Annotated in this window: 25 protein-coding genes; 11 read left to right on the top strand and 14 right to left on the bottom strand. The window is 62.7% G+C overall.

Going from position 1 to position 22,837, the window contains the following annotated elements; all coding sequences use genetic code 11:
* The first annotated feature begins 197 nt into the window (after positions 1–197).
* From FKZ61_RS07520 to tpiA, 5 genes are all read left to right on the top strand, one after another.
* Positions 198–1,625 (top strand): gluconeogenesis factor YvcK family protein, encoded by a 1,428-nt coding sequence (locus tag FKZ61_RS07520; protein ID WP_141609470.1) that lies wholly within the window; start codon positions 198–200, stop codon positions 1,623–1,625.
* 238 nt (positions 1,626–1,863) lie between these two features.
* Positions 1,864–2,874 carry a type I glyceraldehyde-3-phosphate dehydrogenase gene (gene gap / locus FKZ61_RS07515; protein ID WP_141609469.1) on the top strand — a complete coding sequence of 337 codons (1,011 nt, stop codon included), beginning with the start codon at positions 1,864–1,866 and terminating at the stop codon, positions 2,872–2,874.
* A gap of 139 nt (positions 2,875–3,013) precedes the next feature.
* A complete protein-coding gene (locus tag FKZ61_RS07510) occupies positions 3,014–4,192 on the top strand; it encodes a phosphoglycerate kinase (RefSeq protein WP_141609468.1) in 1,179 nt (392 codons plus the stop codon).
* 75 nt (positions 4,193–4,267) lie between these two features.
* Positions 4,268–4,681: a hypothetical protein gene (locus FKZ61_RS07505; protein ID WP_141609467.1), complete on the top strand. Its 414-nt coding sequence runs from the start codon at positions 4,268–4,270 to the stop codon at positions 4,679–4,681.
* Between the two features lies 1 nt (position 4,682).
* Positions 4,683–5,450 (top strand): triose-phosphate isomerase, encoded by a 768-nt coding sequence (tpiA, locus tag FKZ61_RS07500; protein ID WP_141609466.1) that lies wholly within the window; start codon positions 4,683–4,685, stop codon positions 5,448–5,450.
* Between the two features lie 18 nt (positions 5,451–5,468).
* Here the strand turns inward: tpiA and FKZ61_RS07495 are convergent, their stop codons facing one another.
* Positions 5,469–6,686, bottom strand: a complete 1,218-nt coding sequence (locus FKZ61_RS07495) for a hypothetical protein (RefSeq protein WP_141609465.1) — start codon at positions 6,684–6,686, stop codon at positions 5,469–5,471.
* Positions 6,687–7,682: 996 nt separating this feature from the next.
* On the opposite strand from FKZ61_RS07495, the gene FKZ61_RS07490 reads away from it, so the two are divergent.
* The 5 genes from FKZ61_RS07490 (at position 7,683) to FKZ61_RS07470 (ending at position 11,776) form a co-directional block, all read left to right on the top strand.
* Positions 7,683–8,543: an MmyB family transcriptional regulator gene (locus FKZ61_RS07490; protein ID WP_170199402.1), complete on the top strand. Its 861-nt coding sequence runs from the start codon at positions 7,683–7,685 to the stop codon at positions 8,541–8,543.
* A 117-nt stretch (positions 8,544–8,660) separates the two neighbouring features.
* Positions 8,661–9,521: an exosortase/archaeosortase family protein gene (locus FKZ61_RS07485; RefSeq protein ID WP_141609463.1), complete on the top strand. Its 861-nt coding sequence runs from the start codon at positions 8,661–8,663 to the stop codon at positions 9,519–9,521.
* Positions 9,522–9,573: 52 nt separating this feature from the next.
* On the top strand, positions 9,574–10,284 hold the full coding sequence (locus FKZ61_RS07480) for an exosortase-associated EpsI family protein (protein ID WP_141609462.1): 711 nt from the start codon (positions 9,574–9,576) through the stop codon (positions 10,282–10,284).
* 190 nt (positions 10,285–10,474) lie between these two features.
* Positions 10,475–10,996, top strand: a complete 522-nt coding sequence (locus FKZ61_RS07475; protein ID WP_141609461.1) for a YybH family protein — start codon at positions 10,475–10,477, stop codon at positions 10,994–10,996.
* A gap of 27 nt (positions 10,997–11,023) precedes the next feature.
* Positions 11,024–11,776, top strand: a complete 753-nt coding sequence (locus FKZ61_RS07470; RefSeq protein WP_141609460.1) for a hypothetical protein — start codon at positions 11,024–11,026, stop codon at positions 11,774–11,776.
* Positions 11,777–11,786: 10 nt separating this feature from the next.
* Here the strand turns inward: FKZ61_RS07470 and FKZ61_RS07465 are convergent, their stop codons facing one another.
* Complete coding sequence (locus FKZ61_RS07465; protein ID WP_141609459.1) at positions 11,787–13,163, bottom strand: TrpB-like pyridoxal phosphate-dependent enzyme; 1,377 nt, start codon at positions 13,161–13,163, stop codon at positions 11,787–11,789.
* A 276-nt stretch (positions 13,164–13,439) separates the two neighbouring features.
* Positions 13,440–13,766, bottom strand: coding sequence for a thioredoxin (gene trxA / locus FKZ61_RS07460; protein WP_141609458.1), 327 nt, complete (start codon positions 13,764–13,766; stop codon positions 13,440–13,442).
* A 508-nt stretch (positions 13,767–14,274) separates the two neighbouring features.
* On the opposite strand from trxA, the gene tal reads away from it, so the two are divergent.
* Positions 14,275–15,399, top strand: a complete 1,125-nt coding sequence (gene tal / locus FKZ61_RS07455) for a transaldolase (RefSeq protein WP_141609457.1) — start codon at positions 14,275–14,277, stop codon at positions 15,397–15,399.
* Between the two features lie 68 nt (positions 15,400–15,467).
* Here the strand turns inward: tal and FKZ61_RS07450 are convergent, their stop codons facing one another.
* From FKZ61_RS07450 to map, 11 genes are all read right to left on the bottom strand, one after another.
* The gene (locus tag FKZ61_RS07450; RefSeq protein WP_170199400.1) at positions 15,468–16,097 is read right to left on the bottom strand and encodes a MogA/MoaB family molybdenum cofactor biosynthesis protein; all 630 of its coding nucleotides are present in this window, start codon (positions 16,095–16,097) and stop codon (positions 15,468–15,470) included.
* 249 nt (positions 16,098–16,346) lie between these two features.
* Positions 16,347–16,736, bottom strand: coding sequence for a 30S ribosomal protein S9 (gene rpsI, locus FKZ61_RS07445; RefSeq protein WP_141609455.1), 390 nt, complete (start codon positions 16,734–16,736; stop codon positions 16,347–16,349).
* Between the two features lie 46 nt (positions 16,737–16,782).
* Positions 16,783–17,217, bottom strand: a complete 435-nt coding sequence (rplM, locus tag FKZ61_RS07440) for a 50S ribosomal protein L13 (protein ID WP_141609454.1) — start codon at positions 17,215–17,217, stop codon at positions 16,783–16,785.
* Between the two features lie 145 nt (positions 17,218–17,362).
* Entirely contained in the window at positions 17,363–18,232 is an 870-nt protein-coding gene (truA, locus tag FKZ61_RS07435; protein WP_170199398.1) for a tRNA pseudouridine(38-40) synthase TruA, read from the bottom strand.
* Between the two features lie 36 nt (positions 18,233–18,268).
* Positions 18,269–18,649 (bottom strand): 50S ribosomal protein L17, encoded by a 381-nt coding sequence (gene rplQ, locus FKZ61_RS07430; protein WP_141609452.1) that lies wholly within the window; start codon positions 18,647–18,649, stop codon positions 18,269–18,271.
* 155 nt (positions 18,650–18,804) lie between these two features.
* Complete coding sequence (locus FKZ61_RS07425; protein ID WP_141609451.1) at positions 18,805–19,866, bottom strand: DNA-directed RNA polymerase subunit alpha; 1,062 nt, start codon at positions 19,864–19,866, stop codon at positions 18,805–18,807.
* 253 nt (positions 19,867–20,119) lie between these two features.
* Positions 20,120–20,758, bottom strand: coding sequence for a 30S ribosomal protein S4 (gene rpsD / locus FKZ61_RS07420; RefSeq protein ID WP_141609450.1), 639 nt, complete (start codon positions 20,756–20,758; stop codon positions 20,120–20,122).
* 148 nt (positions 20,759–20,906) lie between these two features.
* Positions 20,907–21,311 (bottom strand): 30S ribosomal protein S11, encoded by a 405-nt coding sequence (gene rpsK / locus FKZ61_RS07415; protein ID WP_141609449.1) that lies wholly within the window; start codon positions 21,309–21,311, stop codon positions 20,907–20,909.
* Between the two features lie 118 nt (positions 21,312–21,429).
* Positions 21,430–21,807, bottom strand: a complete 378-nt coding sequence (gene rpsM / locus FKZ61_RS07410) for a 30S ribosomal protein S13 (RefSeq protein ID WP_141609448.1) — start codon at positions 21,805–21,807, stop codon at positions 21,430–21,432.
* Between the two features lie 36 nt (positions 21,808–21,843).
* Positions 21,844–21,957 carry a 50S ribosomal protein L36 gene (rpmJ, locus tag FKZ61_RS07405; protein ID WP_141609447.1) on the bottom strand — a complete coding sequence of 38 codons (114 nt, stop codon included), beginning with the start codon at positions 21,955–21,957 and terminating at the stop codon, positions 21,844–21,846.
* Between the two features lie 57 nt (positions 21,958–22,014).
* Positions 22,015–22,770 carry a type I methionyl aminopeptidase gene (gene map, locus FKZ61_RS07400; RefSeq protein ID WP_141609623.1) on the bottom strand — a complete coding sequence of 252 codons (756 nt, stop codon included), beginning with the start codon at positions 22,768–22,770 and terminating at the stop codon, positions 22,015–22,017.
* Positions 22,771–22,837: the final 67 nt, after the last annotated feature.

The following is a 22,837-nucleotide window of genomic DNA, read 5'->3' as shown; positions in this document are numbered from 1 at the left end:
GGGCCGATTGTACGCGTCCAGACACTTCCACTATAATGGCACTATAATGGGAGGCATAGTAAATCCCGGCAGAAATCGCTGATCGTATCCACCAGCGGTAGCGCGCCCAGAGGGTACCCGGAATTTCTGCCGTGGTATTTACGCCAGACTGTCGTAGTGAGAGGGACCGGCGATCCTTCTGTGTGAGGCAAGGACCCATGAAAAACTCCTGGCACGCCTGGCGTGGACTTCGGCTGGAATGGTCCCGCCTGATCCTCCCCGGCCTGCACATCAAGCGTTGGATCCTGCTTCTGCTGGTGGGCATGTTGGTGGCGGGTCTGGGCTTTGCCCAGCTTCTGCCGGCTTTCGTCCACCAGGTGGGCGGGCACGCTCCCCTGGTGACGATCCTGACCCTGGCCTTTCTGCCGGAGTGGCTGCGCGGACTCCTTCTGTTGGGGCTGGGCTTTTTGATCAGCGGGGTGGCCGTCTGGTCGTTGAACCGCTCCATCCTGCGGGCCCTGTTGCCCGGGCGTCATACACCCCGGGATCTGGAAATGCTCCAGACCGTGATCCAGCGCCAGCGCCGACGCCAGGGTCCCAGGGTGGTGGCCATCGGCGGCGGCACGGGCATGCCCCAACTGCTGCGGGGGCTGCGGGAATATACCGACCACATCACCGCCATCGTCACCGTGGCTGATGACGGCGGCAGCAGCGGTCGCCTGCGCCGGCAGATGGGCATGTTGCCCCCGGGCGACTTCCGCAACAACATCGCGGCCCTGAGCGAGGCCGAAGATCTGATGACCCGGCTCTTCCAGTATCGCTTTGCCGGCAACGAAGTCGGCGATGGCATGGGCGTGGGCGAACTGGCCGGCCACAGCTTCGGCAACATCTTCATCGCCACCATGGCCGCGGTCACCGGCAGCTTCGAGGCGGGCATCGCCGAAAGCAGTCGGGTACTGGCCGTGCGGGGGCAGATCCTGCCCAGCACCCTGGAGCATGTCTGCCTCTGTGCGGAGGTGTGCCGGGTCACCGAGGATGGGCGGGAAGAGTGGCTGGTGGTGGAGGGGGAGAGCCAGATTCCAGAGACGGGCGGGCGTATCATCCGGGTCTTCCTCAAGCCGGACCCGGCCCGGGCCTACCCGGCGGCCATCCAGGCCATCCTCCAGGCGGACCTGATCGTGGCGGGGCCGGGCAGTTTCTTCACCAGCGTCCTGCCCAACCTGCTGGTCCCGGCCATCCGCAACGCCATCATCGCCGCGGACGCGCCCCGCATCTACATCTGCAACGTGGCAACCCAGCGGGGCGAGACCGACGGCTACACCGTTTCGGACCATATGCGCCAGCTCCGCTTCCACGCGGGGGAAGCCTTTACCACCGTTCTGGCCAACAGCAACTACGACCCGTCGACGCCGGCGCCCTTCAACGGCGAATGGGTGCGGCTGCCAGCGCCCGACGAAGAGTACGACTACCGGCTCTTCACCGGCGACCTGATCGACAGCCAGCGGCCATGGCGCCACGATGCCCGGAAGCTGGCAGCCCGGCTGATGGAGGTCTACGGGGAGCTACAGGCAGAACGCCTGGCCCGGTCCACCCATGGCCGCCCCCGCCCCTGGCGATCCAGGGTTGGGGCAGCAGGGGTTTCCTGAATCGAAACAATGTCAAATATCCGTTCCACATGAAATATGATAAAATGTGATGTGGGTCACAAACCGATGATGGTTTGGACACAGCCATCGAGGCAAAGGGACAATGCATGTCCGTTTCTTCTACGGCAGATAGTTCTCTGGCAAACGGTTTTCAGCAGACGCTGTTTTCGACCATACAGTTCTGCGAACTGTTGATGTTCTGAAAGCGTACATCACAAAAATTCTGAAGGAGATTCACATGGCAACTCGAATTGCAATCAACGGCTTTGGCCGCATTGGTCGCCAGGTCACCAAGGCCCTGCTGGAGAAGTATCGGGACCAGTTTGATCTGGTCGCCTTCAACGACCTCAGCGACGTCAACACCAATGCCCACCTCTTCAAATACGACAGCAATTATGGCATCTACCCCGGCACCGTGGAAGTCGACGGTGGCGATATCGTCATCGACGGCGACCGCATTAAGGTGCTGAGCGAGCGGGATCCCAGCAAGCTGCCGTGGGCCGACCTGGGGGTCGACATCGTGGTGGAGAGCACGGGCATCTTCACGGCCCGGGAGAAGGCCGAGCTGCACCTGAGCGCAGGCGCCAAAAAGGTGATCATCAGCGCGCCCGCCAAAGGGGAGGACATCACCATCTGCATGGGCGTGAACCACGAGAAGTACGACCCGGCCAAGCACCACGTGATCAGCAACGCCAGCTGCACCACCAACTGCCTGGCGCCCGCGGCCAAGGTGGTGAACGACACCTTTGGCATCGAACAGGGCGTCATGACCACGGTCCACGCCTACACCAACGACCAGCGCATCCTGGACCTGGTCCACAAGGACCTGCGCCGGGCCCGGGCCGCGGCCCTGAGCATCATCCCCACCACCACCGGCGCCGCCAAGGCTGTGGCCCTGGTCGTGCCGGAGCTGCAGGGCAAGTTCGACGGCATGGCCATGCGCGTCCCCACCTCCACCGTTAGCGTGGTGGACTTTGTGGCCAAGGTCTCCAAGCCCGGCACCAAGGAGGATCTGCTGGCCGCCTTCGACGCGGCTGCCGCCGGCCCCATGAAGGGAATCCTGGCCGTCAGCCGGGAGCCGCTGGTGAGCATCGACTACAAGGGCAACCCCCACAGCAGCACCATCGACGCCGAGTTCACCGCTTTCTACGGTGACCTGGTGAAGGTGGTGGCCTGGTACGACAACGAGTGGGCCTACAGTGTGCGGGTGGCCGACCTGGCCAACTACATCGTGAGCCAGGGGCTGTAAACAGCCCTCCATCCTCCAACCGCCTTCCCCCGCTGGGGGAAGGGGAAATGGTGGAATTTTTGGGCTGGGTTGCGCCCTGTTGCGGTGCAACCCAGCCCAAAATCGAGTGATTTTTCTCCCAAAACGGCGGTGAAACCCCATGAAAAAAAAGACCATCAAAGACATCGACTGGCAGGGTAAAAAGGCGCTGGTTCGGGTGGACTTCAACGTCCCCCTAAGCGACGGCCACATCACCGATGACACCCGCATCCAGGCGGCGCTGCCCACCATTCGTTACCTGTTGGACCACGGCGCAGCGGTGATCCTCATGAGCCATCTGGGCCGCCCCAAGGGCAAGCCGGATCCCCAATACAGCATGAAGGTGACGGCTGATCACCTGGCCACCCTCATTGACGCGCCCGTCCGCTTCGTGCCGGCCATCACCGGCCCCGAGGCCGAGGAGGCCGCAGCAGCCCTGAAGCCAGGGGAAATCCTGGTGCTGGAGAACACCCGCTTCGATCCCCGGGAAACCAAGAACGACCGCTCCATGGCCGAGGAACTGGCCCGCCTGGGCGACGTCTTCGTCAACGATGCCTTCGGCAGCGCCCACCGGGCCCACGCCAGCACCGCCGGCGTGGCTGAATTCCTGCCGGCCGTGGCTGGCTTCCTCATGGAAAAGGAGCTCAACTACCTGGGCACCGCGCTGGAAAACCCCAAGCGCCCCTTTGTGGCTATCCTGGGTGGGGCCAAGGTGAGCGACAAGATCGGGGTGATCCAGGCCCTGCTGGAAAAGGTGGACACCATCCTCATCGGCGGAGGCATGGCCAACACCTTCCTGGCCGCCGAAGGCTATCCCATGGGCAAGAGTCTGGTGGAAACTGACGTGCTCCCCATCGCGGAGCAGCTCTTGCGAGACGGCGCCGGCATCATCCAGCTGCCGGTGGACCTGCGGGTGGCGGCGGAATTCGCTGCGGACGCGGACAACGATGTGGTGAGTGTCCAGGATGTCCCGCCGGATTGGATGGCCCTGGACATTGGCCCGGCCACCATTGCGCACTACGCGAATCGCCTGGCCGGGGCCAAAACCGTTGTCTGGAACGGCCCCATGGGCGTCTTCGAGTTCCCGGTCTTTGCCCAGGGCACGGTGGCCATCGCCGAAATCCTGGCCTCTCTGCCCAATGCCATTACCATCATCGGCGGCGGCGACAGCGCCGCGGCCGTGCGCCAGGCCGGGCTGGAGGACAAGATGTCCCACGTGAGCACCGGTGGCGGCGCCAGCCTGGAATTTCTGGAAGGGAAGGAGCTGCCCGGCGTGGCAGCCCTGGACGATGCGGACTGAAACCTGGCGCGGGGTCACCGTGCTGTGTGGCCTCGCGCCGGGTTTCAGGGAGAAAGTTCTGACAGGGGCATGCCGATGAATCTATTTCAACGTCTCGCCAGGCTGTTGGGAGGTGGCGCTGGGGGCGGCCAGGATCGCCGCACCCTCACCATCTATGTCCTGAGCCACCGCTGCAATGAACCCATCGCCGGGAACGTCGACCTGCTCAACGAACTCAGCCAGGCGGAAGAAGGGAGCGGCTACGCCTACTACACCCGCAAGGTGCTTCACACCTCGGGAGAACGGCGCTGTTTCGACCAGGTAGAAGTGGAGATCTGGTTCGATAAGAACAAGCAGCCCATTCACCACGAGGTGAAGGGCGGGCGCTGGCTGGAGGAGCCGGCGTACCAGGCAGAGCTGGCCCGGTTCCAGGCTCCGCCTGACGAGCCGGAAGCCCCTCAGCATCCAGAGAACGACACCGACGAATCAGCCACGAAAGAGGAAAGCTGATATGCGTACACCCATGATGGCCGGCAACTGGAAGATGAACAAGACCATTGCGGAAGCTGTGGAGCTGGCCAGAAGCATTCGTGCCCAAGTGGAGGGATTCTCCAGCGTAGAGCGGGTACTCTGCCCGGCCTTCGTCTGCCTGCCAGCGGTGGCAGAGGCACTCCAGGGAAGCACCATTGCCCTGGGCGCCCAGAACATGCACTGGGCCGACAGCGGTGCCTACACCGGTGAAGTCAGTGGGCCCATGCTCCAGGGGCTGGTCAGCCACGTCATCATCGGCCACAGCGAACGGCGTCAATACTTTGCCGAAACCGACGAGACAGTAAACCAGAAGATCCACGCCGCGCTGCGCCATGGCCTTACCCCCATTGTCTGCGTGGGAGAATCCCTGGCCCAGAACGAAGCAGGTGAAACCCACGAGTTCGTGGGCGGCCAGGTACGGGCTGCCCTGGCCGGGCTGGAGGCGGAACAGGTGCAGCGAATCATCATCGCCTACGAGCCCATCTGGGCCATCGGCACCGGCAAGGCGGCTACGGCCGAACAGGCCCAGGCCATCTGCGGCGGCACCGTCCGGGCCACGCTGGCTGAGCTCTACGGCGACCCGGTGGCCCAGCAGGTGCGGGTGCTCTACGGCGGCAGCACCAACCAGAACAACATCCGGGAGATCATGGAGCAGCCGGACATCGACGGCGCGCTTATCGGCGGGGCTTCCCTCCAGGCGGACAACTACAGCAACATGGTGCGCATCACCGCGGAGCTGTATGCCTGAAGGAGCCACAAGAACGCCTTATTCCGCCAGTTCCACCTGGGCCCGTTCTTCCTGGCTCAACTTCGCCAGAATCCGCGCCCGTTGATGGGTCAGGCCCGCCGCCGAGGCTTCCTGATACGCGCTGCGGAGGAAATGGCGCCGATATTCCTGACTGCCCATCTTGCCATACATCTCTGCCATCGCCCTCAGCAAGAGGGTTCGGTGCAGGGGGCCGACGAGGGGCATGTATGCCAGCGCGTCATAGCAGCCTCGTAAGACGACCTCGGCCTTGTTCAATCTGCGTCGGTTGGCATTCCGGATGTAGGCCCGCCCCAGCGAGACCTGGATCAGGAAGAGGAGCAACTGGCCGAAAGGGCTCTCCAGGGTGTGGCCAGAGGCACGCTCGATGACCTCCTGCGCCCGGTGGGCGATGTTTTCCGCTTCTCCGATGGAGAAACGAGGGGTGTACATGAGCGCGTTCAGCTTGTTGCGATAAAGGTGGGGAAGCCAGTTCTCCTGGAGGCGCGTGGTGCCAGCCTCCGCCAACAGGGCCTCAGCCTGGTCGCAGCAGGCATATTCCTCGCCATACAGCCCCAGGTTGTGGTAGGCGGTTGCCGTGGCCAGCAGGCCATAGACCTGGTAGTGAATGGCCTCTTCCCGGTCCCGGAGAGCTTGAAGCCAAATTTCCTCTGGCACGTAGTTCACCTGCCTGGCCATCCACAGGGCGCTCACGGGATAGTTGAGCACGTTGGCCGCGTTGTGGGCCACGAGGGAGGCCTCGATAAAGACCCGCAGGTCCTCTCGTGGCCCTACGACCTGGGCCAGATACCGTCCTCCCTCATAGACCAGACGATACTTCACCCTGGAAACTGCATTGGGGCCGAACTGGGCTTCCGCCGAAGCCTGGAGCAACTGGTGCAGGTGCTCTTCGGCGTTGAGGAGCACGCTCCGCCGGCCTTCTAAAAACGCGGCGCGCCGGGCCTCTAGCCGATTGACCTGGCAGAGCATGAGATGCTCCCACAAGGTCGCCCGTTGCTCCGGCTCCAGGGGCAATGCGGCGACCAGGCGGCGCGCCAGGGCCGGGCTGGGCGTCCGATGATTCCACGGATCCAGGAGATAACTCAGGTATTGGGGGGAGACGCCTAACTGACGTGCCAGACGCTCCTTGCTGCCCCGTTCACGAAGTAACCCTTGGAGCGTCTGCACCGCCACTTCGCGATGTAGCAGGGCCTCTTCCAGGGGGGTCAACCATTCCATCGCGTCATTGAAAAACCGGACACAAAATTAAACAGGAGATTCTGAAGGGAGCACGTAGAATAACAAACCAGGAACACAACCAGGCGGGAGCACTGTTGCGTGCTGCATGGGTACAACGCCCCAACCCCAGAATCGGTCGGGAGCAGGGAGCTCCTCGCCGTGCTCAGCCACAGCGTCCTCCACTGGGATCGGATTCCCGGGGCTGTGGTTGGGCCTTTTGTTGTTCCTGCCGACTTCCGTCTACCGATTGGAAACGTTATACCACCATCCAGCCCTATCGGTCCAACTGTTCGGTGCCCAGAATGCCATGCCGCGGGAGATGGCCACGGGCGCCTGTTCCCGGGGCAAGCCGGCAGTCATAAACAGCCGGTGGCACCACCGGAGGCGAAGTTTTCCGCTTGCAAGATCGGCGCCATCTTGTTACAATCTTTGAAGCAGACGCAAGGCCGCGTCACGATGCTTCAGGGGGGATGCCCGCTCCCCCTTCCCGCACCGGGTCGAGATCCGGGGGCGGTCGACCCCGCCGTTTCCCCCCATCGATCCGTCCAGGGCGCCAGTAAATCCCGGCAGAAATCCACGCCTGGTGTCCACTTCAGTCGATGGAACCAGTTTCGATGGAACTGGTTTGCCGCCGCGGTATTTACGGTATCGACGCCCAACGGTGCGGGCATCCGTGCAGTCGCCCGCAGTCCTGAGTCCATAACCCAAAACCCCATATCGCCGCGCGGCCGGATTCGGCCGCAATGCCCCGGCCACAGTCGCCTGGGGAAGGTTGTGTCGTTCCAGCAGTCGTTCCAGCAGCGGGGTACCGGTTTGTGCACGGGCCGTCCAGGCCTCTGTTCGCCCGGTGCCATCTGGCCCGACTGCATCTGGCCCGACTCATGACGTGCAGAAACGGATAGGCGATGTCCATGATTGGCCACAAGGTCGTGGATCTTCAGGTCATGGCATCCAATCCTGGCGTTTTTGCTGGCGATGGTCCCCCGGAGGATATGGATGCACTACACCGAAACAGCCGGCCGCATGTTGCGGCGGCTCCGACTTCAACGAAATTTGACCCTGCAGGATGTAGCAACCCAGTTAAATGTCTCTGTGGCGGCGCTGTCCCGCAAAGAACGGGGTATCGACGCCATTAACCGCATCGATATTCGCCTGGCCATTCAGGCGCTTCAACTGACCCCCTGGGAAGCCCATGAACTGTGGACCGCGGCCGGCTTCATCCCCGAATCTGGATTGGTGGAGCCGCGGGACCACGATCTGCGCACCTTTGCCGAAACTTTGCTCTCTGGCCTGCCCTACCCGGCCTATATCAGCGACCTGATTGGCTATGTCCAGGCCTGGAACCAGGGCTTTGAGGCCCTCTGGGAAGCCAGCCAGTCCACGTCCAGGCCGCTGCACCTGCTCCAGGAGCTCTTCACCAGCCGGGCCCGGGCCAGATTGGGAGAACGATGGCAATCCTGTGTGGAGCAGACCATCGCCCTCTTCTACCAGAAGACCCTCCGGCTCAGCAATGACCCACGCTTCCGGGCCCTCCTCCAGCGGCTCCAGGAGCAGCACGGCGCTGAATTCACGGCCATGTGGAATCAGGCTCAGCAGCGGCGCGATCGGGGCGACCTGCCACTGCCGGTGGCCATGGGCGGCACCCTGGTCTCCTACGCCAGCCCCCTGGGCTCGATTGAGTATCTGCTCATGCAATCCAGCTTCCAGCTGGCGGTGCCCTATGAGCTCTACCTCTATGTGCCCTTCGGCGAGGAAAGCCAACAACGATACAGCCAGTTCCAGGCGCTGCTCGGGCCGGACCAGATCTACTATGCCGAAGGGCCAGCCTACGACGAGGGGAACGGCTCCGCCCAGTGATCACGCCCTATCCCGGTCGCCACTTTGACGCATCGGCGCCCCCATGGTATTCTGACGCCCAGAATCGAGATCGGCTGCAGCTGGCATGTTGTCGGCTGCAGCCCTGGTGTGGCGACCATGAACCATTCAACCTTGCGTTCCGGCTGGCTTCCCATCTTCATTCCGACTGTCACCATAGCCACGTTTCTACTCCTGACCTGGCCCGTCTGGCGCTGGCTGTGGGAAGAATGGATGGGCAATCAATATTACAGCCACGGTATTTTGATTCCCCCGGTCACTGCTTTTCTGGCCTTTCAGCGCTTTCGGCATGATAAAGAGCTGCGCCGGCGCTCCAACACCGGCAGTAACACGGGCCTGATCGCCCTGGCGGCGGGCCTGGTGCTGTTTTTGCTGGCCCTGGAGTGGCGGGCTTTTTATCTGGCTGCCTTCGCCATGATCGGCCTGATGGCTGGCATGACCTGGTCCTTTGGCGGCCGCCTGGTGGTGCGCAAACTGCGCTTTCCCCTGGCCTACCTGGCCTGGATGGTACCGCTGCCGTTCCTAGATCGGTTGACCCTCCCGCTGGCCCTGTTCACAGGCGTCTGCGCCGGCGGGCTGACCCGCTTCCTGGGGCTGGACGTGGCCATTGTGGGCAATGCGGTCAGCCTCCCCAATGCGGACCTGGTCATCGGGGCCCAGTGCAGCGGCATCAACAGCATCATCGCCCTTTCCGCCCTGATGTCCCTGGCCGCCTATCTGTTGGATGGCCCCTTGTGGGGACGTCTGGCGCTGGTTTTGCTGGCCGTTCCCCTGGCCATGTTGGGGAATATTCTCCGGGTGGCGTCGTTGTTGTTTGTGGCCCGTTCCATGGGGGCAGAGGCGGCATTCATCTTTTACCACGACTATTCCGGCCCGGCCTTTTTCATCATCGTGCTGTTGCTGCTCTTACCCATCAGCCGGTTATTACGCTGCCATACGGTCCGGCCGGAAGTGTTGTAGAGGCCACACCACCTTGGTGGCATTCCACCCGCAAAGGAGGCTGAAGCAGATTATGAGCCCCATTGGGCCCGGCAGAATCTCCCTGCGCAGCCTGGCCGTCGTGCTGTTGCTCAGTGTCGGGCTACTCGGCGCCTATTGGCCCCAGATCTCGCCAGTCATCCTGGGGCAGGATCAGGCCCAGGCGTCTGAGTACACCTATATCGCCGACCTGGACTTCTGGCAGCGCACCGAGCGGGAGACCCGGGTAGAGGCCCGGGCCCACTTCAGCCTGGATTACGATCTGCGCGAAGTTCCCCTCCAACTGGGCGACTGGCAGGGACAGGAAGTCCCAGAGTCGAACCAGGAAGTGATCATCCTGCTGGACCCGGAACAGTACGTGCAGCGCCTCTATCAAAACAGCCGGGGCCAATACATCTGGCTAAGCCTGATCGGTGGACGCAGCTCCCAGCCCTTCCACGCGCCGGATATCTGCTACGATGCGGACGGGTGGCAGTATAACCTGAGCTCTACAGCCTTCCCCCTGGATGGGGGCGGCCAGATCCACGGCCTCTGGATGGAGGCCCATAAGCAGTTCCCCGGCGACGATTTTCTGACCGAACACGTGGTTTTCTATTTCTACCTGTTTCCCAACCGTAATCGGGAACTGAAGGATGGGATTGTGCTGTTCAAGCTCACTTCTGTGCGTTATGGAACCGTCGAAGAGACCCTCGCGCTGCACGCCGATTTCGTCCGACAGCTCTTCAGCCGGGCGACCCAGCCGTGATCACCGGGTGGGCCGAACGGTGAAACCTTCCAGCCTTGACCGCCCGATTGGGCCCGGCCTGCTCTACCCGGTATCGAGGGTTGTACATTCCTGGCACTGGGATCGAACGGTGCGGGGCGCGCGGTGCACGGAACGTGTCCCCATCCGCGCACCACGTCAGCATTCATGGGGTTTTTTACGCCGGTCTGTATTGGGCATCTTCGTCCTGGCCCTCGTCCTGGCAGCCTGCATCCCCAGTCAGACGGGTGAACCCACCGCTGCCGCTGGCACCACCGCCGGGGATCAGGCAGTCGGCTCCTGTAGCCTCTCTCTCCCGGCGGAAGCCACCGACGAGGAGGCCATCCGCGCCGTGCTGCTGGCCGAAAGTCGCTTCATGGTGGCCCAGGACATCAACGCCCTCATGCGACTCTGGGCAGAGGACAGCTCTGTGGTGGATGCCAAGAACACGCCCGACGATCCCAGCGACAACCAGAGCTGGCTGGGCCGGGATGCCATTCGCCACCGCTATGTACGGACTGTCTTTCCCGGCGCGCCATCGGAGGCCCAGCCCCAGGATCTGGAGATCCAGATCGACGGCCAGGTGGCCACTGTGCGGGCTACCACCCACATCGGGGAGGAGATCTCGCCAGCCGGAGATCGGTGGACGCTGATTAAGGTGGACGGCTGTTGGCTGATCCAAAACCTGACCTACAACCTGGAAACCCTGCCCTGAACCGACCACCTCTTTGCCGCGGAAGCCATGCCTCTGACCGTCCCATCTGTCCAGCTCTGGCTTGGCCTGGTGTTGTTGTTTCTGGCCCTGGTCTGGCTAAGCCGACAGATCAGCCTGCAGATCCAGCTCCTGGTCTACTGCCTCACCCGATCCGAGGAGAGGGCCACCCTGGCCCTCTTCCTCATCTTTCTGCCGGGGATTCTAGTCCATGAGGCGGCCCACTGGGCCACCGCCCGCCTGCTGGGGCTCAAGGCAGGGAAGTTCCGGGTCTGGCCCAAACGGCAGGGGCAACAGATCGGCCTGGGAAGTGTCAGCGTCCAGAGCGGCGGCGCCCTGGCCGACAGCCTGGTGGGGATCGCCCCCCTGGTGGTAGGCTCGCTGGCAGTGGCCCTGATCAGCCACCAAATCTTCAACGCGGCGCGGCTGGGCACCGCCCTGGCCCAGGGCGACTGGCTGGCCACGGTCCAGGCGTTCACAGCCTCCCTCGGCCAGCCCGATGGGCTGCTGTGGGCCTACCTGCTCTTCGCCGTGGCCAACGCCATGATGCCCAGCAGCAGCGACCGGGAGCCCCTGAAACCGGTGCTGCTCTACGCCGCCCTGGCCGTGGGGATGTACATCATCCTTCAACTTCCCCTGCCTTCCCTGCCCCAGCTCATGACGTGGCTGGGGCCGCCCCTCCAAAGCCTGAGCAGTGCCTTCCTCTTTGTGACCCTGCTGGATCTTCTGATCCTGGCCGGCCTCTCCTTGACCCTGCTCCTCGTGGGACGCCAGCCGTTGTAGCGCCGGCTGGTCACCCGGAGAGCTGGGGCAAACGCTTCAGGCTCTCCTGGATCGCCTCTTCGGGGTAATCGTAATCCTCCAACCGGCCGTTCAGGAAGGCGTCATAGGAGGAGAGATCGAAGTGGCCGTGGCCGCAGAGGTTGAAGACAATGGTCTTCGCCTGGCCGCTTTCCTTGCAGGCCAGGGCCTCCTGCATGGCGCCCCAGATGGCATGGGAGGGCTCCGGCGCGGGCAGAATCCCCTCCGCCCGGGTGAAGCTCAAGGCCGCCTCGAAGATGGCCCGCTGGCGGACGTTGACCGCCTCGATCAGGCCGGCCTCTTTGAGGGCGCTCACCTGAGCACTCATGCCGTGATAGCGGAGGCCGCCGGCGTGGATGGGCGCGGGCACAAAGTCGTGCCCCAGGGTGTGCATCTTGATCAAGGGGGTAAGGGAGGCGGTATCGCCGAAGTCGTAGGCGTAGACGCCCCGGGTCAGGCTGGGGGCAGCGGCCGGCTCCACGGCCACAATGCGGGTCTGCTTGCCGGCGGTGATGTTTTCCCGCAGGAAGGGGAAGGCAAAGCCGCCGAAGTTGCTGCCGCCGCCGGTGCAGGCCACCACCACGTCTGGCCAGTCGGCCCCGGCCACCTCCAACTGCTTGATGACCTCCTGGCCGATGACTGTCTGGTGTAGCAGGACGTGGTTGAGGACGCTGCCCAGGGCATACTTGGTATCATCCCGGGTGGCAGCCTCTTCCACCGCCTCGGAAATGGCGATACCCAGGCTGCCGGTGCTGTTGGGATCCGCGGCCAGGATGGCCCGCCCGGCGTTGGTCTGGTCGCTGGGGCTGGGGACCACCGTGGCTCCCCAGGTCTGCATCAAGATCTTGCGGTAGGGTTTCTGTTCGTAGCTGATCTTGACCATGTAAACCTTGCACTCGATGCCGAACATCTGGCAGGCGAAGCTGAGGGCGCTGCCCCACTGGCCGGCACCGGTTTCGGTGGTCAGACGCTTGACCCCCTCTTTCATGTTATAGTATGCCTGGGGGACGGCCGTATTGGGCTTGTGGCTCCCGGCCGGACTGACGCCTTCATATTTGTAGTAGATGCGGGCCGGCGTGTCCAGCGCCTTTTCCCAGCGGCGGGCCCGGTAGAGGGGCGTCGGCCGCCAGAGTTTGTAGATCTCCTGCACCTCCTCGGGAATTTCGATGTAGCGCTCGGTGCTGACTTCCTGGGCGATGAGGGCCATGGGAAAGAGCGGGGCCAGGTCGTCCGGGCCCAGGGGTTGGCCGGTGCCTGGGTGCAGGGGAGGCGGCAATTCCACGCCGGCAGCACCCAGGTCGGCGTTCAGGTTGTACCAATGGGTGGGCATGTCGCGCTCAGAGAGCACGATCTTGGTCAGCTCGCTCATGGGATCGATTCTCCGCTGAAAAATGGATGGGTGATTACAATGGTCGGGCCTGGGGTGATTATACCAGGGGCCATCGGACACCACAAACCCCTGTCGAAGCCACGGCCGCCGCCCAAGGAAATCCCGGTGGGCGCAGGTCACGCCTCCTGACTGGCCAGGAGACCGGATCTAGAGCATGGGGCGCCCTCTACGAAGCCCAGGCGTCCCAAATCAAACAGGGCGCCCGTACGGGCGCCCTGCTATCCCCTTGGGAACCTGTCCGGCGAGGACAGGCACTCAGCCCAGGTGGGGCTCCAGGCGGCTGAGGAGCTGCGGCTTCGGCTGAAAGCCGACGATGCGCTCCACCGGTTCGCCGTCCTTGAAGAGGAGAAGGGTGGGGATGCTGAAGACCCCATAGGCCATGGCCGTGCTCTGATTTTCATCCACGTCCAGCTTGCCGATGGTGAGCTTGCCTTCCAGCTCCTTGGCCAGATCTTCCAGGACCGGTGCAATCATCTTGCAAGGGCCGCACCACTCTGCCCAAAAGTCCACCAGCACGGGCTGCTGGGCCTTGATGACCATCTCTTCAAAGGTGCTGTCTGTGACCTCAACCGGACTGCTCATTCGTCATCTCCTTCACACAGTGACTGATAAATCGGCCAGCCTTGCATCGGCTGGTGTCTATTTCCCGGCGAAAACCTATCACGCGACCTCCCCCAGCCAAAAGCACGGATTTCACGGCGTTTGACGTCGGGAGTTTCCAGTATCCGCTGCGCCTCTTCGGCGAGAGGACAGGCCTGGCTCCGCCGGTCGATGCTGTTTGTTTTATCCCATATCAGCTCAAGACACGGTAAGTTCCACTACGAAAAATATAGTAAACGGGAAAGAAATTTTTGTCAAACCGGAGCCTCGTACAGTTCGGCATAAATACCACAGCAGAAATGCGGCGGCACGACCGCTGATGGGAATCTTCGGCAAATTTCTATCGAGATTCTCCAGGTGGGAGGGACAACACTTACTTTTCCATCGGCGCCAACGGGTCTATAATCAACTCAGCAGCATCGTTCCCCAGGCACCACGCCCAGCAGGGCGGGGGCCGCAGATGTGCCACATGACAGGAAAGGAGAAACCCATGTCCATTCTGAGAGAGCTTCAACAACACGGCCAAAGTGTCTGGCTGGATTACATCGAGCGTGGGATGGTTCAATCCGGCGAGCTGGCCCGCCTGGTGGAGGAAGGGGTGACCGGCGTCACTTCCAACCCGACCATCTTCCAACAAGCCATCTCCCAGAGCGACGCCTATCAGGATGAATTGGCCGCACTGGTGCGGGTGGAGCAGGATGAAAAGGCCATCTTCGAAACATTGGCCATCGCCGACATCCAGGCGGCCGCCGACATCCTGCGGCCGGTCTACGAAAGCGCCCAACGCCGGGATGGCTACGTCAGCATCGAAGTGGCGCCGGATCTGGCCTACGACACCCAGGGAACGGTCCAGGAGGCCAAACGGCTCTTCGCCCAGGTGGATCGCCCCAACGTCATGGTGAAAGTGCCGGCCACCCAGGCAGGCATCGACGCCATCCGCCAGCTCATCGCGGCCGGCCTCAACATCAACGTCACGCTCATCTTCAGCCGGGAACGATACGCAGCCGTGCGCCAGGCCTTCCTGCAGGGGCTGGAGGAGCGCCTGGCCGCCGGACATCCCATCGACCACGTGGCTTCGGTGGCCAGCTTCTTCGTCAGCCGGGTGGACACCAACGTGGACGCTCGCCTGGAAGCCCTGGCCAAGGCCCACCCGGATCGTGCTGAGTCCATCCGGGGGTGGATGGGCAAGGCAGCCGTGGCCAACGCCAAGCTGGCCTACCGGGACTTCCAGCAGGAATTCCAGGGAGAACGTTGGGAGAAACTGGTCGCCGCCGGCGCTCAGGTACAGCGCCCCCTCTGGGCCAGCACCAGCACCAAAAACCCGGCCTATCCGGACCTGCTCTACGTGGAGCCCCTCATCGGTCCCCACACGGTGAACACCATGCCCCCCAAGACCCTGGACGCCCTACGCGATCACGGCCGGGTGGCCCGCACAGTGGATCAGGACCTGGACCAGGCCGAAGCTACCATGGCCGAGCTGGCCCGACTGGGGATTGATTTTCAGGAAGTCACTGAAGAGCTGGAACGGGAGGGCGTGCAGAAATTCGCGGACTCCTACAACGAGTTGCTGGATGCCATTGCCCAGCGGCGCAAAGAGCTGTTGGCCGTTAGCTGAAGTCGGCACGTGATGCGGGCAGGGGGCGGGCTCTCTCCCCGCCCTTCGCCATGTACGTCACGCGGCCATCACCCAGCCGGGTCGTCGTCCTTCCGCCCAGAGCGCTTCAGGAAGGCGGCGAACTCGGCGGGGTCCAGACCCGAGGATTGGCGGTCTGCCCGCCCTTTCCGGCGGGCGGAGGTGGGAACATCAGCGGAAGAGGATGGCAGGCGAGGCGCAGGGGACTCGTCCCACAGATAGTCCAGGGTAGGCGCCAGCAGCTTGGCCACTCCTTCCAGGCAGCGGGCGGCTGCTCCTGCCCCACCGGGCAGATTGAGGATCAGGGTTCGCCCGCGGATGCCAACCCTGCCCCGATGAAGCCATGCCAGCGGTACGTCTGGGGCCGCATGGGCGCGCATGGCCTCGGCCAGGCCGGGCAGATCCCGCTCCAGCACCGCAGCGGTTGCATCGGGCACCACTTCCCGGCTGCTGGGGCCCGGCGCCGGCAGGGTCCCGCCGATGGTCAGGATCAGGTCCATCTCCTCTTCATCGCACCAGCGCTGCAGTAAATCTTCCAGCCAGTACCGCTGGTTGGCCGCGCTGGTCTCCGCCACGATAAACAGATGGGGAACGGCCTGATGGAGCAGGGCGCGCACGGCCTGGCTGGCCTGGTCATCAATCTCGGGCACAAACAGGATGCCGGCTCGGATGGCTCGCATCACCTCCTCCTTTGGATCCTTAGGCCAATGGAAAACCTCCAAGGGGCGACTGCCCGGGGGCAGCCAGCCCTTGGAGGCTGGTTTCCAGTACAGCCCGGCGTCAACACCAGGGATTTTGACAGGGTACGTGATGCACCCAAGCAAAGGCCCCCATAGGCCACGCATCCCTGCGTGATAGGGGCACCGGGAATGCAGGCGCCCCTGTCCGGCCAGGAGGCCGGACCTACAATAAATTGCTGCCGGGATTTTCTAGCGCTTGGTGTACTGCGGCGCCTTACGGGCTCGCTTGAGGCCGGGCTTCTTGCGTTCCTTGGCCCGGGCATCCCGGGTGAGAAAACCCGCCGCTTTGAGCACAGGCCGCATGTTGGGGTCGGCCTCCACCAGGGCCCGGGCAATACCATGGCGCACTGCATTGGCCTGGCCGGATTCACCGCCGCCCCGCACCCGTACGCTGATGTTGTAGGCGTTCTCGGTGCCGGTCAGGGCCAGGGGCTGGCGCAGGATCATGCGATCCAGGGCCCGACCAAAGTACTCTTCCAACGGCTTTTCGTTAACCACAATTTCACCGTTGCCGGGATAGAGCCGCACCCGTGCCGTAGCGGTCTTGCGGCGACCGACTGCCTCAATATATTGAGCCATACCTTCTCCTCCTGCTCGCTCTGCTGGCCAAGCTGTTCAACAGGCCCTAGATTTCCAGGACTTTCGGCTGCTGGGCCGCGTGGGGATGCTCACTGCCGGCATAGATGCGCAGCTTCTTCATCTGGGCCCGTCCCAGGCGCGTCTTGGGCATCATGCCCTTGACCGCGGCGTAAAGCACCCGCTCTGGGAAGCGCTGAAGCTGTTCCCGCATGGTCCGGCTCTTCAAGCCGCCGGGATAGCGAGAATGGCGATAGTAGCGCACGGTGTCCAGTTTATTGCCCGTTACCACGATTTTTTCGCAGTTGATGACGATCACAAAATCGCCACCGTCCACATGGGGGCTATAGGTCGGCTTGTGTTTGCCTCGCAAAACTTTTGCAATCTCTGACGCCAGACGCCCCAAGGTCTTGCCCGTGGCATCCACCACCCACCACTCACGGCTGCTTTTGGCCTCTTCGGCGCTTGGGCTGTATGTCTTCACGCGATCTACTCCTCTAATCAACCCGTTAATCAACCAGTCGAATCTTCACCACACCGGAATCTCCACCACACCGATCTTCATGGCATCGATGTTCATGGCACTCGACATGACATCCCACATGACATCGATGCCGTGGGGCCATGCTTTATGCCGGCCGGGCCCCTCCGGGTACGCTGCCGTCCCCTCCATCAAAAGGAGCTAACCCGGGCGGATAGTGCACTCGCTCCAGGACCAGGCCGGCCGGCGATGCGGGCGGCGGTGCCTGGCTGCGGTCCCGGGCCTGGAGGGCGGACTCCAACATCTCCAGGCTCCAACGGCCCCGGCCCACCTCCAACAGGGCGCCCACCAGGGCTCGGACCATCTGCCGCAGGAAGCCATTGGCGGTGACCGTAAAGACCAGGTGCTGCCCGGGAAAGGGGTCCAGCGGCGTCAAGTTGGTCTCCACCACCTGCCACTCGGCCTGGTCCACCCGGCGCACCGTGCTGTCCCCCTGGGTTGGCTGGCCAAAGGTGGCGAAATCGTGCTGCCCCCGCAACAGTGCCGCGGCCTGATTCATACGATCCACATCCAATGGCCGCGGCTCAAACAGGGCATAGCGGTCGGTCAGCGGCGACCGACGAGGCCGGGGCAGGGTGGCCGGTGTTCCATCCACGTAGACCCAGTACCGGTAGGTCCGGGCAACGGCGCTGAAGCGAGGATGAAACCCCTCGGGCACCTGGACCAATCCACGCACGCTGATATCCGCCGGCAGATGGGCATTCCAGGCCTGCAACAAGCTTTCCAGGCTATGGCGCCAGCGCACCCGAACCGCCACCACCTGGCCGCTGGCATGGACGCCAGCATCGGTGCGGCCGGCGCCGACCACCCGGCTCACCGGTTCGGCGAAGCGCTGCAGGGCCTCCTCCAACGTTCCCTGGATGGTGGGCACGCCCACCTGGTACTGGAAGCCGTGGTAGGCCGTGCCGTCATACGCCACCAGGGCACAGGCGTACAGGGTTGGAATGGCGTCGACCACTACCTGTGCTACCCTTGCCGCCCTGGGGATGCAGCCCTATTCCGCCGCTTCCACCAGCTCGATGATGGCCATATCCGCAGCGTCGCCCTGGCGCTTGCCCAGTTTGATGATGCGGGTATAGCCGCCGTTGCGGTTCTGATAGCGGGGGGCCAGCTCGTTGAAGAGCTTGGTGGCCACCCCCTTGTCGTTGAGATAGGCCACCACCTGACGTTGGGCGTGGACCCGGTTGCCGCCCTCGGCCAGGCCCCGCTTGGCCTTGGTGATCAGCTTTTCCGCATCGGCGCGGATGGCCCGGGCTTTGGCCTCTGTGGTCACGATCCGCTCATGAATGTAGAGCTCTCGAATCAGGTTGCGAAAGAGCGCTTTGCGGTGGCCGCTATCGCGGCCGAGAATTCGTCCTGCTACTCGATGTCGCATTTTTCTCTCATCCTCAGCCTATATGAATCACAGGCCTGACGGTGTTCGTATGGCACCGGCGCAGAAGCCCGACAGAAATCGGCAAGGTACACCGGGCCCCGCATCAGGGCCGGGCCATTTCTGTCGGGTTGCGCCAGGAATCCAGAGCGGAGGACTCAGGCCCCGCTCGCCTCATTCACCTCATCCGTGGCCACTTCGTCGTCCGAGGCATCATCCGCCTCGTCATCCGATCCGTCCGATTCGCCCGCGGCCTCGTTGCGGTAGCCGTCGCCGAAGAAGGCGCTCAGGTCCACACCGGGCACGTTGAGATAGTTCTTCTCTCGCAGGCGTTCCACCAGCTCGTCCAAGGACTTCTTGCCAAAGTTGCGGATGGCCAGCATCTCCTCTTCGCCTTTTTCCATGCGCTTGAGGATCTCGCCGACCTTGGTGATCCCGGCCCGTTTGAGGCAGTTGTAGGCCCGCACGGTCAGTTCCAGCTCTTCGATGGGCGTCTCGTAGATGCCGACCGGAATGCCTTCTTCTTCCTCAACGGGCTGTTCCACCTCTACCTTTTCGGCCCCTGCCAACAAGGTGAGGTGCTGGACCAGGATATCGGCGGCCTGGCGCAGGGCGTCCTCAGGCGAGATGGTGCCATCGGTCCAGATCTCCATGTTCAGGCGGTCGTAGTCGGTCTGCTGCCCGATGCGGGTCCGCTCCACCCGATAGGCCGCCTTCTTAACCGGGCTGAAGAGCGCGTCCACGGGGATCTCGCCCAGGGGGAGGCGGCCCCGTTCCTCGGCGGGGCTGTAGCCCCGGCCCACGCTCACCACCATTTCGATATCCAGGTCTACGTCATTGGAATCCGCCGTCAGCAGATAGAGGTCTGGATTGACGACCTCCACCTCTGGTGGGCAGACCAGATCGCCTGCGGTAACCGGACCTTCGTGGGTCACTTCCACGTGGATCCGCACGGGCTCTTCGCTGTGGCAGCGCAGACGAATCTGTTTGATGTTTAAGATCAGACGAGTCATGTCCTCCCGCACATGCGGGATGGCCGAGAATTCGTGGTGAATCCCACTGACCCGGATCGACGTCACCGCCGCGCCGGGCAGGCTGGACAACAACACACGTCGCAAGGCGTTGCCTAATGTAATCCCGTAGCCGCTCTCCAGCGGACTGATCACGAAGTGACCGTAGTTCCGCGAACTCGCCTCAACTTCGATTTTTGGTAAAACCATGTTTAGCAACGGCAACCCTCCCTACTGTTCAGCACACGCAAAGCCGGCCCCAAATCGAACGATTCCACCCGCCTGGTTGGGCGACTGGATCTGGCGACTGGCCTGAAGGTACACCCCTTTGCCCAGGCCGCGGCCCAACCCGGACAAGGCGGGGACAAGGCCAGAGCTTTGTACAGCCCGGCGCAAAGACCACGGCAGCCGTTCGACGGCCCACCCCCTGGGAGCAGCCGACCACGTACTGCCGGGGTTCTGACTAGCGGCTGTAATATTCGACAATGAGCTGCTCGTTGAGAGGAATCTCGATATCCTCTCGGCTGGGCTCGCCGACGACGGAACCGCTCAACGTCATCGGGTTCAGGCTCAACCACGCAGGGACTTTGGCGCCGTTCTGGATAATCTGGGCCCGTTCTTTAAAGTAGGCGTTGTTCTGGCTATTGGCACGCACGGAGATGACGTCGCCAACAGAAACCAGGTAGGAAGGGATGTCGGTCTTGCGGCCATTGACTTCGAAATGGCCGTGACGCACCAACTGCCGCGCCTGGGAACGGCTATCGGCAAAGCCGAGCCGGTAGACCACATTATCCAAACGACTTTCCAGAATGGTCAGCAAGGTCGCGCCGGTCAGCCCTTTGCGGCGAGACGCCTCGCGGAAATAGCGTCGGAACTGCTTTTCCATGACGCCATAGATGCGTCGGGCCTTCTGCTTTTCCCGCAGCTGCATGCCGTAATCTGAAACTTTCCGCCGGAAGGTGGCCTTCTTGCCATGCTCACCCGGCGGGTAGGGTCGGCGCTCAATCGCGCACTTGGGGCTCAGACAGCGCTCGCCTTTTAAGAAGAGCTTCTGGCCCTCGCGCCGACACAATTTACATACTGCATCCGTATAATTCGCCATCTTTCCTCCGGAAGTGATTGCTCCGTCACAGATAGGAACGATCCCCTACCGCGCACACCGCCCCTCCCCGGCGTGCCTGCAGCCTGAGCCCAGAATGGGTTCCTGCAGCCGTCGGCAGGGGCAGTTGGACGGTCGCCAACGTCCCGTCTTAGACCCGTCGCTTCTTGGGCGGGCGGCAACCGTTATGCGGAATCGGCGTGACGTCGGTGATGGAGAGCACGGTCAACCCGGCCGCCTGCAGCGAGCGAATGGAGCTCTCCCGGCCAGGCCCCGGCCCCTTGACAAAGACATCGACTTCACGCAGATTAAAATCATTTTTGGCCGTGTTGGCTGCGTTCTGGGCAGCCAGCTGAGCCGCGAAGGGCGTAGACTTGCGGCTCCCTTTGAAGCCGCTGCTGCCGCTGCTGGCCCAGCAGAGGGTATTCCCCTCCAGGTCCGTAATGGTTATGATCGTATTATTGAAAGACGCATGGATGTGCACCTGCCCATGGGGCACATTTTTCCGTTCCCGTCGGCTGGAACGCCGATCCCGTCTTCGCTGTGGTCGGGCCATGGTTACTCCTCGTTGAACCTTTGCTGATATTCACACGGCGCAAGCGCGCATCACGATAGGACCGCTACGCAAAGTGCAATGTAAGCCTGGGCTGTGGGGCAAGCCCAGGCCGGGCACACTACTTGCGGGCACGCTTCTTGCCGGCCACCGTCTTGCGGGCACCCCGCCGGGTGCGGGCGTTGGTCCGGGTGCGCTGACCCCGGACGGGCAGGTTCCGGCGATGGCGCAGCCCCCGGTAACAGCCGATCTCCATCAGGCGCTTGATGTTCATGTTGACCTCACGCCGGAGGTCACCTTCCACCTGGTAGTTGCGATCGATGTATTCCCGCAGGCGGGCCAACTGATTTTCATCCAGATCTTTTACCCGAATATTGGGGTCGATCTGGGTTGCTTTCAAGATCTCTTTGCTGGTGGTCCGGCCAATCCCATAAATGTAAGTCAGGGCGACCTCGACCCGCTTATCCCGGGGGATATCCACACCGGCAATACGTGCCATGACGCTCTCTCCTTCTCTTACCCCTGCTCTTAGCTCTTACCCTTGTCGCTGCTTATGCTTCGGGTTGCTACAGATCACGTAAATAACGCCACGCCGCCGCACGATTTTGCAATTCTCGCATATTTTCTTGACGGAGGGTCGGACTTTCATGATAGGAATCCCCTTCCCGAAATCTTTTCGGCACAACTTAGTCAGTCTAACATAAGGTCAGGGCAGAGTCAAAATTTCTGGCCCATTGTGGGTAATAGCAACCGTATGCTCGTAGTGGGCGGCCAGGCTACCGTCCGCGCTGACCACCGTCCAGTTGTCGCTCAGGGTGCGGGTTTGCCAGGTTCCTTGCTGGACCATAGGTTCGATGGCGATCACCAGGCCAGGCTGGATGACATAGTTGCCATCCACGTCGTTCGAGACGTAGTTGAGGACCTGGGGCGGCTCGTGCATCTGCCGTCCGACGCCGTGGCCGGTGTATTCCCGCACCACGTGGAAGCCATGTTCCTCCACGTACCACTGGATGCTGCGGCTGATGTCTACGATGCGATTGCCGACCCGGGCCTGCTCGATCCCGGCGTAGAGACAGGCTTCGGTCACCGCCATCAACTGCTGGGCCTCCTGGCTGACCTCCCCTACGGCGTAGGTCCAGGCGCTGTCTCCGATGAAGCCCCGGTAGCGGACGCCCACATCGATGCTGATGATATCCCCGGCCCGCAGCACTCGCTCCTTGCTGGGGATGCCATGGACCAGCTCCTCGTTGATGCTGGTACAGATGTGGGCCGGGTATCCCCGATAGCCCAGAAAGGCCGAGGTCGCGTTATATTTTTGCATGACCTCCACCGCGATCTGGTCCAGCTCCCAGGTGCTGATGCCAGGACGCACCGCTTCCCGCATGGCGGCGTGGACCCGGGCCACAATCCGCCCGGCTTCCCGCATGATCTGGATCTCTCGCGGGCTCTTCAGGATGGGCATTTTCCGCTGTTGCACCGGTTGATTCAACTTCCGTCGTAAAAACTTTCGACTACCCCGTCTAAACATG

It is taken from the genome of Litorilinea aerophila (assembly GCF_006569185.2).
GTDB lineage: Bacteria > Chloroflexota > Anaerolineae > Caldilineales > Caldilineaceae > Litorilinea > Litorilinea aerophila.
This window is presented reverse-complemented; position numbering and strand designations above follow the sequence as displayed.

What these genes read in the sequence shown, in the direction of transcription:
- FKZ61_RS07520 (WP_141609470.1), top strand. Translation starts at nt 198, where the DNA reads ATGAAAAACTCCTGGCACGCCTGGCGTGGACTTCGGCTGGAATGGTCC.
- gap (WP_141609469.1), top strand. Translation starts at nt 1,864, where the DNA reads ATGGCAACTCGAATTGCAATCAACGGCTTTGGCCGCATTGGTCGCCAG.
- FKZ61_RS07510 (WP_141609468.1), top strand. Translation starts at nt 3,014, where the DNA reads ATGAAAAAAAAGACCATCAAAGACATCGACTGGCAGGGTAAAAAGGCG.
- FKZ61_RS07505 (WP_141609467.1), top strand. Translation starts at nt 4,268, where the DNA reads ATGAATCTATTTCAACGTCTCGCCAGGCTGTTGGGAGGTGGCGCTGGG.
- tpiA (WP_141609466.1), top strand. Translation starts at nt 4,683, where the DNA reads ATGCGTACACCCATGATGGCCGGCAACTGGAAGATGAACAAGACCATT.
- FKZ61_RS07495 (WP_141609465.1), bottom strand. Translation starts at nt 6,686, where the DNA reads ATGGAATGGTTGACCCCCCTGGAAGAGGCCCTGCTACATCGCGAAGTG.
- FKZ61_RS07490 (WP_170199402.1), top strand. Translation starts at nt 7,683, where the DNA reads ATGCACTACACCGAAACAGCCGGCCGCATGTTGCGGCGGCTCCGACTT.
- FKZ61_RS07485 (WP_141609463.1), top strand. Translation starts at nt 8,661, where the DNA reads ATGAACCATTCAACCTTGCGTTCCGGCTGGCTTCCCATCTTCATTCCG.
- FKZ61_RS07480 (WP_141609462.1), top strand. Translation starts at nt 9,574, where the DNA reads ATGAGCCCCATTGGGCCCGGCAGAATCTCCCTGCGCAGCCTGGCCGTC.
- FKZ61_RS07470 (WP_141609460.1), top strand. Translation starts at nt 11,024, where the DNA reads ATGCCTCTGACCGTCCCATCTGTCCAGCTCTGGCTTGGCCTGGTGTTG.
- FKZ61_RS07465 (WP_141609459.1), bottom strand. Translation starts at nt 13,163, where the DNA reads ATGAGCGAGCTGACCAAGATCGTGCTCTCTGAGCGCGACATGCCCACC.
- trxA (WP_141609458.1), bottom strand. Translation starts at nt 13,766, where the DNA reads ATGAGCAGTCCGGTTGAGGTCACAGACAGCACCTTTGAAGAGATGGTC.
- tal (WP_141609457.1), top strand. Translation starts at nt 14,275, where the DNA reads ATGTCCATTCTGAGAGAGCTTCAACAACACGGCCAAAGTGTCTGGCTG.
- FKZ61_RS07450 (WP_170199400.1), bottom strand. Translation starts at nt 16,097, where the DNA reads ATGCGAGCCATCCGAGCCGGCATCCTGTTTGTGCCCGAGATTGATGAC.
- rpsI (WP_141609455.1), bottom strand. Translation starts at nt 16,736, where the DNA reads ATGGCTCAATATATTGAGGCAGTCGGTCGCCGCAAGACCGCTACGGCA.
- rplQ (WP_141609452.1), bottom strand. Translation starts at nt 18,649, where the DNA reads ATGCGACATCGAGTAGCAGGACGAATTCTCGGCCGCGATAGCGGCCAC.
- FKZ61_RS07425 (WP_141609451.1), bottom strand. Translation starts at nt 19,866, where the DNA reads ATGGTTTTACCAAAAATCGAAGTTGAGGCGAGTTCGCGGAACTACGGT.
- rpsD (WP_141609450.1), bottom strand. Translation starts at nt 20,758, where the DNA reads ATGGCGAATTATACGGATGCAGTATGTAAATTGTGTCGGCGCGAGGGC.
- rpsK (WP_141609449.1), bottom strand. Translation starts at nt 21,311, where the DNA reads ATGGCCCGACCACAGCGAAGACGGGATCGGCGTTCCAGCCGACGGGAA.
- rpsM (WP_141609448.1), bottom strand. Translation starts at nt 21,807, where the DNA reads ATGGCACGTATTGCCGGTGTGGATATCCCCCGGGATAAGCGGGTCGAG.
- rpmJ (WP_141609447.1), bottom strand. Translation starts at nt 21,957, where the DNA reads ATGAAAGTCCGACCCTCCGTCAAGAAAATATGCGAGAATTGCAAAATC.
- map (WP_141609623.1), bottom strand. Translation starts at nt 22,770, where the DNA reads ATGCCCATCCTGAAGAGCCCGCGAGAGATCCAGATCATGCGGGAAGCC.